13 protein-coding genes are annotated in these 13,736 nt (G+C 64.1%); 8 read left to right on the top strand and 5 right to left on the bottom strand.

Annotated features, from left to right (window positions below; genetic code table 11):
* The first annotated feature begins 40 nt into the window (after positions 1-40).
* Positions 41-871, top strand: coding sequence for an amidohydrolase family protein (locus BLV94_RS04920; protein ID WP_072946487.1), 831 nt, complete (start codon positions 41-43; stop codon positions 869-871).
* 59 nt (positions 872-930) lie between these two features.
* Here BLV94_RS04920 and BLV94_RS04915 read toward each other — a convergent pair whose 3' ends face one another.
* Genes BLV94_RS04915 through BLV94_RS04895 form a run of 5 tightly spaced genes read right to left on the bottom strand, consistent with a single transcriptional unit; the run spans position 931 to position 5,941 of the window.
* A complete protein-coding gene (locus tag BLV94_RS04915) occupies positions 931-2,055 on the bottom strand; it encodes a CaiB/BaiF CoA transferase family protein (protein WP_244163508.1) in 1,125 nt (374 codons plus the stop codon).
* A gap of 59 nt (positions 2,056-2,114) precedes the next feature.
* Positions 2,115-2,861: an SDR family NAD(P)-dependent oxidoreductase gene (locus BLV94_RS04910; RefSeq protein WP_307718323.1), complete on the bottom strand. Its 747-nt coding sequence runs from the start codon at positions 2,859-2,861 to the stop codon at positions 2,115-2,117.
* Entirely contained in the window at positions 2,858-4,108 is a 1,251-nt protein-coding gene (locus BLV94_RS04905) for an acyl-CoA dehydrogenase family protein (protein WP_072946489.1), read from the bottom strand. The genes BLV94_RS04910 and BLV94_RS04905 overlap by 4 nt, the downstream gene beginning before the upstream one ends.
* Positions 4,108-5,160: a phosphotransferase family protein gene (locus BLV94_RS04900; protein WP_072946529.1), complete on the bottom strand. Its 1,053-nt coding sequence runs from the start codon at positions 5,158-5,160 to the stop codon at positions 4,108-4,110. Before BLV94_RS04900 ends, BLV94_RS04905 begins: the two co-directional genes overlap by 1 nt.
* A gap of 7 nt (positions 5,161-5,167) precedes the next feature.
* Entirely contained in the window at positions 5,168-5,941 is a 774-nt protein-coding gene (locus BLV94_RS04895; protein ID WP_072946490.1) for an SDR family NAD(P)-dependent oxidoreductase, read from the bottom strand.
* Positions 5,942-6,148: 207 nt separating this feature from the next.
* Between BLV94_RS04895 and BLV94_RS04890 the strand changes: the two genes are divergently transcribed.
* The 7 genes from BLV94_RS04890 to BLV94_RS04860 all read left to right on the top strand — a co-directional run bounded on the left by BLV94_RS04890 (position 6,149) and on the right by BLV94_RS04860 (position 13,688).
* The gene (locus tag BLV94_RS04890) at positions 6,149-6,742 is read left to right on the top strand and encodes a TetR/AcrR family transcriptional regulator (protein WP_208613690.1); all 594 of its coding nucleotides are present in this window, start codon (positions 6,149-6,151) and stop codon (positions 6,740-6,742) included.
* Positions 6,743-7,202: 460 nt separating this feature from the next.
* The gene (locus BLV94_RS04885) at positions 7,203-8,438 is read left to right on the top strand and encodes a CaiB/BaiF CoA transferase family protein (RefSeq protein ID WP_072946492.1); all 1,236 of its coding nucleotides are present in this window, start codon (positions 7,203-7,205) and stop codon (positions 8,436-8,438) included.
* Positions 8,435-9,310, top strand: a complete 876-nt coding sequence (locus BLV94_RS04880) for a 3-hydroxyacyl-CoA dehydrogenase family protein (protein WP_174705537.1) — start codon at positions 8,435-8,437, stop codon at positions 9,308-9,310. The genes BLV94_RS04885 and BLV94_RS04880 overlap by 4 nt, the downstream gene beginning before the upstream one ends.
* Before the next feature lie 49 nt (positions 9,311-9,359).
* Complete coding sequence (locus tag BLV94_RS04875) at positions 9,360-10,949, top strand: long-chain-fatty-acid--CoA ligase (RefSeq protein WP_167372125.1); 1,590 nt, start codon at positions 9,360-9,362, stop codon at positions 10,947-10,949.
* A gap of 32 nt (positions 10,950-10,981) precedes the next feature.
* Positions 10,982-11,743, top strand: a complete 762-nt coding sequence (locus BLV94_RS04870) for an SDR family NAD(P)-dependent oxidoreductase (protein WP_167372124.1) — start codon at positions 10,982-10,984, stop codon at positions 11,741-11,743.
* A gap of 40 nt (positions 11,744-11,783) precedes the next feature.
* Positions 11,784-12,902 carry an acyl-CoA dehydrogenase family protein gene (locus BLV94_RS04865; RefSeq protein ID WP_072946494.1) on the top strand — a complete coding sequence of 373 codons (1,119 nt, stop codon included), beginning with the start codon at positions 11,784-11,786 and terminating at the stop codon, positions 12,900-12,902.
* 24 nt (positions 12,903-12,926) lie between these two features.
* On the top strand, positions 12,927-13,688 hold the full coding sequence (locus BLV94_RS04860; protein ID WP_244163826.1) for an SDR family NAD(P)-dependent oxidoreductase: 762 nt from the start codon (positions 12,927-12,929) through the stop codon (positions 13,686-13,688).
* Positions 13,689-13,736: the final 48 nt, after the last annotated feature.

The raw sequence follows: 13,736 nt of genomic DNA, 5'->3' as shown, positions 1-13,736 counted from the left end.
AGATCCGCTGAATCTTTCCCAGAATGGAAGGCATCTGAACATGGCCATGCCCACCGACATCGGGGTCATCGACACACTCATCGGCTTCCCCTCGGACTTTGGTGAAACCGATGATCCCGACAACTTCCACGAGCACATCCGCTACATGTTCAAGGACATCCCCGACGAGCAGGACGAACCCACCGCCGAGGACCTGCTGCGGCGCATGGACGAGCACGGGGTGGAAGTGGGACTCATCCCGGTCCATCCGGGCAACGCGCTGGAAGAGCAGGCCATCCTGAAGTACCCCGATCGGCTGGTCGGCGCCTTCGAGGTGGACCCAAATGACGGGATGCAGTCGGTGCGGGCCCTCCAGGACGCCCACGAGCGCCTGGGCATCGTCGCTGCCCAGTTCATGCCCGCCATCCTGAATCCACCGCGCCCCATCAACGACAAGCGGTGCTACCCAATCTATGCCAAGTGCATCGAGCTCGACATTCCCATCTTCGTCAACGGTGGTGTGCCCGGACCACGGGTGCCGTTCGACGTCCAGCACCCAGGACTTGTCGACGAGGTCTGCCTACACTTTCCGGAGCTGAAGTTCGTCTTCAGACACTGCTGCGAGCCGTGGGTCGACCTGACGATCAAGCTACTTCTCAAGTACCCCAACCTCTACTACTCCACCAGTGGTTTTGCGCCCAAGTACTATCCGAAGGAAATCTTGGCGTACGCGAACAGCCGCGGCGCGGACAAGGTCATGTACGGCGGATACCACCCTTACGGCCTCGATATCAGCCGGATCTTTGCCGAGCTTCCCGACCTACCTCTCAAGGACGAAGTCTGGCCGAAGTTTCTGCGCGAGAACGCCGCCCGTGTCCTGAAACTTGGCTGAACGCGTTTCAGGGACCCGATCAACGGGTCCCTGAAACGCGTGGTGAGGTCAGCGCTGGTTCACGCCTGAGCGGTCACGCCGCTGCTCACGAGTTGCTCGATCTCATCGAGGCTGTAGCCGGCCTCCTCCAGGATTCGGCGAGAGTCGCTCCCGACTGCCCGATGAGCCTGTGGTGTGGGTGACGGTGCGCCGCCGAAGCGAGGAGCGGGACGCGGCTCGGGAAACCCGCGGTTCTCATAGCTACGTGCGCCGATGCCGCCATGTTCTTCCAGGACGTCCCACGGGGCGATGACAGGCGTGACACAGGCATCGACGCCCTTGAAGGTATCGACCCACTCGGCCTGGCTGCAACTCTTGAACCGGTCGGCGACGATGACCTTGGCCGGCTCCCAGTTGGCGGTCACGTACTGCTCGCCCGCGGGAAGTGCCTCGTCCAGTTCCAGGGTGTGCACCAGGCGCTCGTAGAACTTCGGTTCAACCGCCCCGACCGCCATCCACTGCCCGTCAGAAGTCTCGTAGCACCGGTAGAACGGAGCTCCCCCGTCGAAGAGGTTGGTGCCGCGGCGTTCCGACCAGTCGCCTGAGTTCCGCATAGCGTGAAGCATGGCGGTCTGTAGTGCGACCCCGTCGACGATGGCCGCGTCGACGACGCGCCCGACCCCGGTGGTCCGGGCCTCGAGCAGACCTGCCAGCAGCCCCAAGGCAAGGAGCATTCCACCGCCGCCGAAGTCGCCGAGCATATTCAACGGCGGACTCGGCGCCTGCTCGACGCCGATCAGGGGATGGAGGGCACCGGACACCGCAAGGTAATTGATGTCGTGGCCGGCGACGTGGGCCATGGGGCCTTCCTGCCCCCAGCCTGTCATCCGCCCGTAGACCACCCGAGAGTTTCGTGCATGGATGTCCTCCGGGCCTATACCGAGGCGCTCGGCGACTCCGGGCCGGAACCCCTCGAATACTGCGTTGCTCGCGGCACTGAGCCGCAGTGCGACCTCTACGCCCTCGGGCTTCTTGAGGTCCAGGGCCAGCGAACGCCGGCCGCGCAGCAGCACCTGGTGCGACAGCATGTCCTGCGACCCATCGGAGCCCGGTCGGTCGAGCCGGATGACCTCGGCACCGAGGTCTGCCAGCATCATCCCGGTGAACGGTCCCGGTCCGATTCCGCCGAGTTCGATGACGCGCACGCCTGTGAGTGGAAGGGATGGCTGGGCCGGGTGCCCCGTTGGCGGGAGGCTCTCGCTGCTCATGACCAGCCTCCGTCGGCGCGCAGCAAGGAGCCTGTGGTGTAGGACGAGTCATCCGTTGCGAGATAAATTGCGGCGCCTACGATCTCCGCGGGATCGGCGCATCGGCCGAGACTCGTACGCCGATCGAGGCCTGCCTTGAACTCGGGGCTCCAGGCTCGTGAGATATCGGTGAGGAACGGGCCGGGCTGCAGGGTGTTGACCCGTACCTGCGGAGCGAGCGCCCGGGCCAGGCCCTCGGTGAGCGCGTGCACCCCGGACTTCGCCATCGCGTACGGCAGCGCCTCCGGCTGCGGGCTCATCGCTTCGATCGATCCGACGTTAACGATCTTGCCGCCACCGTCACGCCGCATGCGTTCCCCGAACAGGACAGCCAGCCGGAAGGGACCCTTGAGGTTGACGTCCACGACCTTGTCGAAGAGCTCTTCCGTGACGGACGTGAGGTCGTCATAGAGCGGCGACATGCCTGCGTTGTTCACCAGAACGTCGACCTTGTCGAACCGTGCGTAGACGGCCTCGACGAGTTTGTCGCACTGGTCCCACTTACTCACGTTTACGTCGATGGCGAGGGTCTCGACGCCGTACTCCTCGCGGACACTCTCCGCGAGGACCGCGCACGGTTCGAGCTTGCGGCTGGCGATCACGACATTGGCGCCTTCGGCAGCGAAGGCGCGCACCATCATCTCGCCCAGTCCACGGCTCCCTCCCGTGACGACGGCGACGTGGCCGTCCATCTTCTTCGTCACGAGTTCTGCTCCTGTCGCAGGTGGTGGGCGAGAGTCGGGCGTTCGCCGTCCAGGGCGGACTGGAGGCGCTTGATCTCGGTGCGGGCCACCGCGCGTCGGTGGACCTCGTCGGGACCATCCGCGAAGCGGACCGTGCGCGCTTCGACCCACAGTCGGGCCAAGGGGAAGTCCTGGCTCAGGCCGGCAGCGCCGCATGCCTGGATGGCGCGGTCGATAACCCGGGTGGCCATGGAAGGTACTACCACCTTGATGCCTGAGATCTCGCTGGCGGCTGCCTTGTTCCCGACCGTGTCCATCAGGTGCGCGGCGTGCATGGTGTAGTGCCGCGCCTGGTCGATCTCCACGCGCGAGTCAGCGATCCACTCGCGGATCACGCCTTGATCGACGAGGGGTACGCCGAAGGCGACGCGGGACGAAGTCCTGTGGACCATGATCTCCAGAGCGCGTTCAGCCATGCCGATCAGACGCATGCAGTGGTGGATCCGCCCGGGCCCGAGCCGGGCTTGGGCCATGGCGAAGCCCTGGCCGGGCCTCCCGAGAAGGCTGGAGGCGGGAACCCGGACGTTGTCGAAATTGATCTCCATGTGACTGTCGTGGGGGTGGTATCCCATAACAGTCAGCTCGCGCTCCAGGGTAATGCCCGGCGTGTCCTTGGGGACCAGGACGACCGAGTGGCGTGCGTGCCTGGAGCCTTCGGGCTCCGAGAGACCGAGGACGATCAGCAGGGTGCACTCAGGGCGGCCTGCGCCCGAAATCCACCACTTCTTGCCATTGAGCACGAGCTCGTCGCCGTCTCGTTCGATGGTGAACGAGATGTTGGACGCGTCCGCGGAGGCCACTTCTGGTTCCGTCATGACATACGAGGACCGGATCTTTCCATCGAGCAGGGGAGCGAGCCATCGCTCCTTCTGTTCGGGGCTGGCGAAGAGTGAGAGCAACTCCATGTTCCCGGTGTCGGGAGCCGAGCAGTTCATGGCCTCCGGGGCCAAATGCAAGCTGCGTCCCGCGATCTCGGCAATCGGTGCGTATTCGACGTTGGACAGGGGGGTGTGGCCGGGCTCGGCATGCGGGAGGAAGAGGTTCCACAACCCCCTTCGGCGCGCTTCCGCCTTGAGTTCCTCCATCACGGGAGGTTGAGCATGGGGATCGCCCAGCTCCTCGAGCTGGCGCGCGTACACCGCCTCCGCGGGATAGACCGACGAGATCATGAAGTCGGTCATCGTCTCGGTCAGTTGCGGGACCTGCATCAGAGGTTCCTTTCCTGGGCCTGCCATCGCAGGGCTCGGTCGAACAGCGCGCGGGCGTAGCCGTGCAACTGTGCTGTCTTGGGGTCGACGTGGCCGGACTGAAGCGCGGCGGCGTAGCCGCCTTCTAGGACGACGGCGAACTTGAGTGCCGCCATGACCCGGAACCAGGGCAGGGCGGATAGATCGATCCCGCTGTGGGTTTCGTATTCGCGTGCAACAGCGGTTGCTGACGGCAGGTGCGGGCGCCGTCCCAGGGCAGACCCGAACAGATCGGCTTCCTCTGGCCTCTCGGGCCAGATCGACAGCATCCAGCCGAGATCCACTCGGGGGTCGCCCACGGTGGCCATCTCCCAGTCGACGATGGCGGTCGGTGCGCCGGCGGTGGGGTGGAAGAGGACGTTTGCGACCTGGTAGTCACCATGGATCAGGCTGGGCTGCAAGGGATCTGGAAGGTGGTCCTCGAGCCACGAAATGATCGGCTCTACTTCCACCGGGCTGATCCCGTCCCATCCGGACGTGCGCGCATGGTCTTCGATGGCGCTCAACCACCGGTGGGGCTGACGAGCCAGGAAGCCATCAGGCCGTCCCAGGCCTTGCAAGGGCCCGTTCTCCACCCCGACCTTTGTGAGACTGGCCAGGGCCGAGGCCATCCCGAATGCCATGGCGTCCGTAACGGCTGCGTCCGCAGACCGCAGTTCGGTCACCATCAGATTCACGCCTTCGACGTACTCGACGAGGTAGAAGGTCGGACCGACTGTCTCGTCTCCATCCACGGCGGACGCGACCAGGCGGGCGTGGGGTACGGCGCTCCCGGACAGTGCTGAGAGCACCCGGATTTCGCGCTGCAGGACCCTGGCCTCTGACGACCCTGCCTCCGCAGCTTGGCGCAGGACGTAGCGCTCACAGCCTCGTTCGAATCCGATCATGAGGTGTTGTGTGCCACCGGTCAGGACCTTAGCCCGATTTATGGGTCCGGACCCGACACCGGCCCTGTCCATCCATTCGGCGAGGCCCAGGGGGAGTGGATTGGTTGTCTGGTCGGCATTCGACATCACAGGATCACCGACTGGTCCAGCCGCCGTCGACGAACAGCGTGGTGCCGGTGATGTAGCTGCCGGCTCGGCTGGCCAGGAGGAGCAGGGCGCCGTCGAGTTCTCCAGCTTCTCCGCCGCGCGCCAGCGCCGTGTTGCGCTTGAGATAGGCGAGCGTCGAGGGCTCGCTCCACATCGGTGCGGTCAGCTCGCTCTTGAAGTATCCAGGTGCAAGAGCGTTGACACGGACGCCGCGTCGTCCCCATTGACCGGCGAGTTCGCGGGTGAGGCCGATCAGCCCGGCCTTCGATGCGTTGTAGCTTGCTTGGTTGATCGGCGCAGAGGAAACCGCCCCGTGGATCGACGACACGTTCACGATTGAACCGCCATGGTCGAGCATGCTGCGGCCAAGGTGCTGGCTCATGCTGAATGCCGAGACGAGGTTCAAGCCGAGGACGGACTCGAAGTCGCTCACGGTTTCGTCTTCGGCCGGAACGATGTTGCTGATTCCGACGTTGTTCACCAGGACGTCCACCGCTGGAAAGAGTTCGAGGGCTCGGCTGGATGTGGCTGCGCGGTCTTCCTCGCGCGACAGGTCGGCCGTGAATGCGGTGACATTGGCGTTCTCCTCGGCCAGCGTGGCGAGCAGGTCTTCGCGTCGTGCCACTGCCAGGACCTGTGCGCCTGCTGCGGCGAGTACCTGGGTGAAGCGGCGGCCGAGGCCTGACGAGGCTCCAGTGACGACGGCGTGCTGCCCTGACAGGTCGAAGAGGTCGGAGGGCGGGGTGATAGGTGCAGTCATGGTGCCTGACGATAGCAAGAATTGAGACCTTTGTGATCGGACGATCATATAATTTTCTCGGTTTTGTAGTGGTGTTCGTCATATCATCGGAGACGGTGATCATGAACTGTCCGGGATCTGAGTGATCCAGGGGCACGTACACTCACTTCTCGTCGGTCGAAAACGCAAAGCAGGTGGGTTATGGCAGAGGGTCGAGCGAATGCGCCCGTGGCGAGACGCAGCAACGTCCGCGGCGAGGCAACCAGGGCTCGGTTGCTCGCTGCCGCCCTGGACACCTTCGCGGTACAGGGGTACCACGGGACCGGCACGCGTGACATCGCCGACGAGGCCGGGATCAGCCAGGCCGCAATGTTTGTCCACTACTCGACAAAGGAAGACCTACTCTTCCAATTGGCGGTCGATGGGCACCGGACGATCGTCGAGATCGTCCGGGAAGCTGCGGCACGCAAGGGCACTGCCGCAGAGAAATTGAGTGCCGTCGTGCGAGACCACTCCCGCTACCACGCGCAGTTCCAGAAGCAGGCTCGAGTCGTCAACTTCGAGATCGGTGCTCTGACGCGCGAGCACCGCGAGGAGATCTCGCGCTACCGGCGTGAACTGGAGTCGATCGTCCGCGGCATCCTGATCGAGGGGGTCCAGTCGGGGGACTTCCGCGTCGTCGATCTGCCGATGACGGCGCTCGCACTGCTGTCTCTCGGGTTCGACGTGTGTCGTTGGTACCGCGAGGACGGGATCTGGACCATCGAGGAGATCGGCGATCGCTATCAGGAGATGGCACTCCGTATCGTCGGCTGCTCCTGATACGAAACATCCCGAAATACGATCGATTGACCACATTTGGATCGGGCGTAGTACGCCGACACAGTTCCGGTGCGTCACGGGGGGGTGGTTTCGACGACTTCGGTGGCCGCGAACGCGCGCAGCATCCCGGACCTGGAGTCCCGGCCACCATCGTTTCGGGCTTGCTGTCCGGCGACCTGAGGGCCCGCACCCGCTATCGCGGCCGAGGCACAGCGACGCCGGTTTAATCGCCGGACGATCCCCCGCTACCAGCGTGAAGGTGGCGTCACGCGTGAGGCGTTCGGCGATGCTCGCGCGGCGAGGAGCGACGAGCTGTCCTACACGCGCGCCTGTCCCCGTGCCTGCGTGTCTTCCTGTACTGCCGAAATATTCACACCTTTACGCGCTGTGAACTATGGTGCAGAAAACTTCCGCTTGTAAAGAGTTGACGTACGTGTGCACAAATGGATAGCTTGAGAGTGTGACAGCTGAAGCGAATGCGGGGCCACTGGCCGGGGTGACAGTCGTTGACATGTCGACGTCCTACGCCGGACCGACTACCTCGATGTACCTCGCCGATCTTGGGGCGACTGTAATCAAGCTCGAGCGAGTGGCGGGTGATGAAGCCCGAGGATGGGGTCCACCGTTCGTCGACGGCAAGTCTGCCTGGTTCGCAGCGGCCAACCGGAACAAACGCTCGGTGGCGTTGAACCTGAAATCGGAGGACGGACGTGAAGTCCTCTTCCGCATACTGGCTGACGCCGACGTGTTCGTGGAGAGCATGAATCCCGTGAAGCTGACGTCTCTGGGAATCGACCCCGAAACCCTTTGCGCGCGTTTCCCGCAGTTGGTCTATTGCGCGCTGTCGGGGTTCGGTTCCGACGGGCCGCACCGGGATCGCCCCGGATACGATCTCGTTGCGCAGGCGCGCTCGGGGCTGATGTCGGTCACCGGCGCACGGGGAGGTGCGCCGCAACGAGTCTCGACCGCGCTGTCCGACATTGCGACGGCGATGTCCGCCGCAATGGCGATCAATGCGGCCTTGGTGAGGCGCTTCCGCGAAGGCATCGGTGATGTGGTCGACGTGTCGTTGTTCGAGACCGACCTGGCCCTCATGGCGCCCCGGATCGCCTCCTTTCATGCCGGGGAAGTGGAGCCGACGCCGAGTGGTGGAACCGATTCGGTCCTGGCCGTCTACCAACCATTCGAAACAGCTGATCGCTCGATCGTGGTTGCCATCGGCAATGACGACATGTGGAAGCGTTTCGCGTACGAAATAGGACTCGACGCGTTGGCCAATGACCCAGAACTGGCGACGAACGCCCACCGTCAGCTGGGACGTGAACGAATTCGACAACACGTTGCCCGGGTGTTGGCGACGGAGCCGGCCAGTGTCTGGATCGAGCGGCTGACGCGCGTGAATGTACCCGTCTCGGCGGTGCAGACCCTTTCCGAGGTGGTGCAGGATTCCCAGGTGCAATTCCGTGGGTCGTTGCTCTCGGTTCCGGGCAGCGAGGGATCGATGGTAACCGTCCGGAGTCCGTTCCGACTGGGGTCGGTTCCGGAGCCCAGGAATGAGCGCTTCCCGGAACTGGGCGCGCACACGTATGACGTGATGTGTGAACTCGGATTTGCCGACGCCGACATCGAACGGATGGCGAGCGACGGATCCATCTATGTGTCGAATCAGACCACGCCAGTGCGGGCACTGTCATGACGGCGACCGTGACGGACGCCGTGACCAGTCCTGCGCACGTGGGCGTGCTCGGTGGCGGGCGGATGGGTAGTGGGATCGCCCACGCCTGGCTCGTTTCCGGCGCGCACGTCACGGTGGTCGAGAAGGACGCCGAGTCTGCGAACCTGACCCGCGACCGCATCGTCGCAAGCGTCACGAAGGCGGTCGACAAGAATCCCGGAATCGGCGACCGTGCAACACTCATCGATTCGTTGCAGGTCGTGAACGAGATTGCCGCAGTACATCAAGCGCAATTGGTCATCGAGTCCGTTCCGGAGTCGGTGCCCCTGAAGAGGGACGTGCTCCAGCGCATCGAGAAGGCAGCGCCACAAGCCGTTCTCGCGACGAACACCAGCGCGATCTCCATCGATGTCCTTGCCAGGGGGCTCACACGGCCCCAGAACTTCCTTGGACTTCACTTCTTCAACCCGGTACCGAGCAGCGCACTGATCGAGATCGTCGTCGGGAGCCAGACGGACAGCGTGCTCGTGGAACAAGTCCGGGGTTGGTCCGAAGGGTTGGGCAAGACTGCCATTGTGGTCAAGGACTCCCCGGGTTTCGCCTCGTCGAGGCTTGGCGTGTTGTTGGCACTCGAGGCGATGAGAATGGTCGAGGACGGCGTTGCTTCGGTTGAAGATGTCGACCTGGCGATGACACTGGGCTATCGGCACCCGATCGGACCCCTGAAGACGACGGACATCGTCGGTCTCGACGTCAGGCTCGCGATCGCGGAGACCCTCGAGAAAGAAGTGGGGGAGCACTTCAAGCCCCCAGCCATCCTCCGGCGATTGGTCGACGAGGGCAAACTTGGCCGCAAAACGGGAAGCGGCTTCTATGATTGGGCGCGCTCATGACCGTTTCGGACCGGTGGACGCCGGATGGCGGTCATCGGACATGAGGGACATGTCATCGCAGGAATTCGGGCGGATGCCACAATTTCCCGGCACGATGATGGACGAACCGCTCTTGCTGAGCGCCATCGTCACTCGTGCAGAGCAGCTCTTCCGGAACCAGGTCATCGTATCCTACGGCGCCGACGGGCACAGCTCGGAGATCGACTGTGCAACTCTGATGAGACGCGTGCGCAAGCTTGCCTCCGCCCTCTCGACGCTGGGCATCAAGGAAGGCGATCGGGTTGCCACCTTCGCGTGGAACACCCAGGAGCACTTGGAGCTCTACCTTGCGGCCCCGTGCATCGGGGCAGTCATTCACCCGCTCAATATCAGGCTGCACGCGGACGAGTTGGCCTTCATCATCAATGACGCCGAGGACAGCGTCGTCGTTGTCGAATCCGACCTCAGCGACAGGCTGCCCGCACTTCCCGACGGCGTGCGTCGGATCGTAATCGGAAGGTCGGCAACAGCACTCGAAGCCGACGACCTGGACTATGAAACCTTCGTCGACTCGGGCGACGAGGACTTCGAGTTCCCGCGGTTCCCCGAGTCAGCGGCTTGCACGATGTGTTACACCGGCGGTACCACTGGACGACCCAAAGGGGTTGTCTACACGCACCGGTCGACGATGCTGCACACGGTGCTCGAAAGCCTGCCGGATTTCTACGGAATCTGCGAGAGCGACGTCGTCGTTCCCTTTGTCCCCATGTTCCACGCGAATGCCTGGGGGCTTCCCTACGCAACCCTGCTGGCCGGTGGACGCCTAGTCCTACCCGGCCCGCTTACCGCGCCGGAAGCGATGGCAGCGGTCTTGTCGGAGCAACGCGCGACCGTCTCTGCCGGTGTCCCGACAATCTGGCATGGGATGGGCGAGCTCGACCAACTGCCGGACCTGTCATCGCTGAGGATGGTGGTGGCCGGTGGCGCACCACTGACCGCCGCGCTCCTCAAACGGTTCGACGAACTGGACATCCCCATGGTCCAAGGATTCGGAATGACGGAGGCCAACCCGTTGGTCGCAGTCGGTCGCGTCCCTCATCGCAGCACTGCCTCCGGACAGGCTCTGATGGACCTCCGCCTGAGCCAGGGCCGGCCGATGCCACTCGTCGACGTACGCGTCGACGACAGTATGGGCGGAGAACTGCAGGTGCGGGGATCGACCATCACGGGTGAGTACTTCCGACGCCCGCCTGGCACCGAGTCCCAGTTCACAGAGGACGGATGGCTGCGGACCGGTGATGTCGCGGAGATCAGCGACGAAGGCGTCATCCGCATCGTGGACCGGACCAAGGACATGATCAAGTCCGGTGGTGAGTGGATCCCATCGGCCGAACTGGAGAACGCGATCGGCGAGCACCCGCTGGTCCGTGAAGTGACCGTGATCGCCAGGCCTGACGACCGTTGGGGAGAACGCCCGGTTGCCTACGTGACGGCGACGTCGTCTGCGCCGGTATCTGTCAATGAAATCGCAGACTATCTCGCTGATCGCGTCCCGCGCTGGTGGATCCCCGAGGACGTGGTCGTGATCGACACGATCCCCCGGACAAGTGTGGGCAAGTTCGACAAGAAGCGCCTGCGCGATGAACACAACGATCGATGACGGAGTGAGGAACCATGACTGACCGACGACCGATGTGGGCACCGGACGTGCTCGATGGTGTGACCGCGATCGTCACAGGTGCCAGCCGAGGCATCGGACGAGCGATCACGGCGGCGTACGTCGATGCCGGTGCGCGAGTGGTGCTCGTCTCGCGTTCCCAGTCGTCGCTGGACGAGGCGTGTGCGGCAATCGACCCGACAGGGAAGCGTGTGCTCGCGGTCAGCGCTGACATTGGCGAGGACGGCGCGGGCGGCCATGTCCTGACGCGGGCGATCGAACGATTCGGGGAAGTCACCACCCTGGTCAACAACGCAGGCATCCACTACCCGACACCATTCCTCGAAACCAAGAGTAGTGACTGGGAGAATATCGTCCACACCAACGTAATTGGGTTGGCCGACATGACGCGAGCCGTCGGTGCCCACCTGGTCGAGCGTGGCAGTGGAACGGTGATCAACGTGTCATCCTCCTGGGCAGTGCGAGCGGTCCCCGGCCACACCGCCTACGTCACCTCGAAGGCAGCAGTGGCGCACTTTACACGCACCTTGGCTCGTGAATGGGCCTCGCGCGGTGTAACGGTCAACGCGATCGCGCCGGGATACTTCAACACCGAGATCACGGCCGAAGGCATGAAAGACCCCGCCATGCTCAAGCAGATGCTGCGGAACGTGCCGCTGAAGTGGATCGCGGAACCCGAGGAGCTCGGCCCGCTGGCGGTCTTCCTTGCTTCTCGCGCAGCGGCATACGTGACCGGTTCCTCCTTCACCATCGACGGGGGGATGGAACTTGTCTAGCTCTGGCCGACCGGGCAGCTCGGGGTACCGATCGGCATGGATGGAGGCGGACGAGGTCCGCGATGTGGCTTCACTGGCCAGGACGTTCTTCACCCAGTCGGTGCTTCCCCACCAGGAACGCTTCGCAGAGCAGCATCGCGTCGACGCGTTTACATGGCAGGAGGCGGGACGCCTGGGCCTGCTCCTGCCCAGCGTGCCGGAGGACCTGGGGGGAGGCGGAGGCACCTTTGCCCACGAGGCCGCCGTGCTCTGGGAGCAGGGCCGTACTGGTGACGACTCGCTGGCGTATGCCATTCACAGCACGATCGTCCCGCACTACCTGGTGCAATTCGGCACTCCCGAACAACAGCGACTCCTGCCGCAGTTGGCGGCGGGAGAACTCGTCGGCGCGATCGCCATGACCGAGCCTGATGCGGGCTCGGATCTGAAGATGATCCGCACCACCGCCCGCAAGGCAGAAGACGGCTGGGTCCTGAACGGGTCGAAGACGTTCATCACCAACGGCTCGATGGCTGGAGTAATCCTCGTCGTGGCGAGGACTGGCGGCCCCGGATCGAAGGGGTTGTCCCTGTTTGCCGTGGAGACAAAGGATCTGGAGGGCTTCTCGTACGGGAAGCCGCTGCGCAAGATTGGGCAGCAGGGGCAGGACACGCGAGAGTTGTTCTTCGACGACGTGTCCCTTCCTGTAGGCGCGCTGGTCGGGGACGAAGGCGCTGCGTTCGCGTATCTGATGCAGCAGTTGCCACAAGAACGCCTTGCCATCGCAATCGGGGCCGTGGCCCAGGCCGAACTCGCCGTCGAACTGGCGATCGAACGCGCCCGTCAAAGAGAAGCATTCGGCGCAACGTTGTGGGACCTCCCATCGGTGCGTCACGAGGTGGCGGCCTGTGCGACCGATGTCCTGCGGACGCGGACCTTCCTCGACCACTGCATCGAAGAGCACGGGGAGGGACGGCTCGACTCGCCGCTCGCCGCCCAGATCAAGCTGGCGTCCACCGAGATGCTGTCTTCGGTCGCGGATCGATGCCTCCAGGTCTTTGGAGGCTACGGCTACATCCTCGACTACCCGATCGCGCGCATCTTTGCTGGAGCCCGGGTCCAGCGCATCTACGGGGGCGCCAACGAAGTCATGAAGGAAGTCATCGCGCGAGCGATGTAGGACCAGGAGAGAGCATTGAGCGACGTGGCCGCGAAGCGGCGGATAGCACTGGTAACCGGTGGCACGGGCGGTGTGGGCCGAGGCGTGTGCCTCCGCCTGGCTGCGCAGGGCTACCGGATCGGTTTCACCTACAACAGCAACAAGACCGGTGCGGCCGAGCTGGGCAAGGAGATCGAAGCCCTCGGCGGTGCGGCGCTCTTCGACAATCCAGACATCAGCGACCCCGAACAGGCCGACGGGTTCGTGGCGCGCGTGATCGAGGAGTTCGGGCGGCTGGATGCCGTCGTGAACGCCGCGGGTCCCTACGCCCACCAGCGATTCATCAGCACGTTCACCTCGGACCAGTTCGCGCACCACGTGCGATATGAACTCGTGGCCTTCTTCGAGCTGGTGCGCGCGACCCTGCCGCACTTGCGTGAGTCCAGCGGATCGCTGACGGCGGTCTCGTCGATGGCGCTACGCCGCTATCCCGCTCGCGACGCGCTGTCCTCGGTTCCCAAGGGTGGAATCGAGGCGCTGATCCACGCGGTAGCCGTCGAGGAGGGCCGATTCGGGGTGCGGGCGAACGCGGTCGGACCCGGCGTGCTCGAAGACGGAATGGGAGTCAACCTCGCTGCCACTGGTGACGTACCGCCGAAGATGCGAGACGCCGTCATCAGGCAGGTGCCACTGGGTCGACTGGGCCTGGGGGACGAGGTGGCCGCCATGGTCTGCTTCCTCGTCTCCGACGAAGCGGCCTACGTGACCGGGCAGAAGATCGACGTCGATGGTGGATACGGACTGTGACCGACGACGCGGGCGACAGGATTTCCGAGATATGGATCGAGGCTGAGA

The sequence above is a fragment of the Rhodococcus koreensis genome (assembly GCF_900105905.1).
Classification (GTDB): Bacteria; Actinomycetota; Actinomycetes; order Mycobacteriales; family Mycobacteriaceae; genus Rhodococcus_F; species Rhodococcus_F koreensis.
This window is presented reverse-complemented; position numbering and strand designations above follow the sequence as displayed.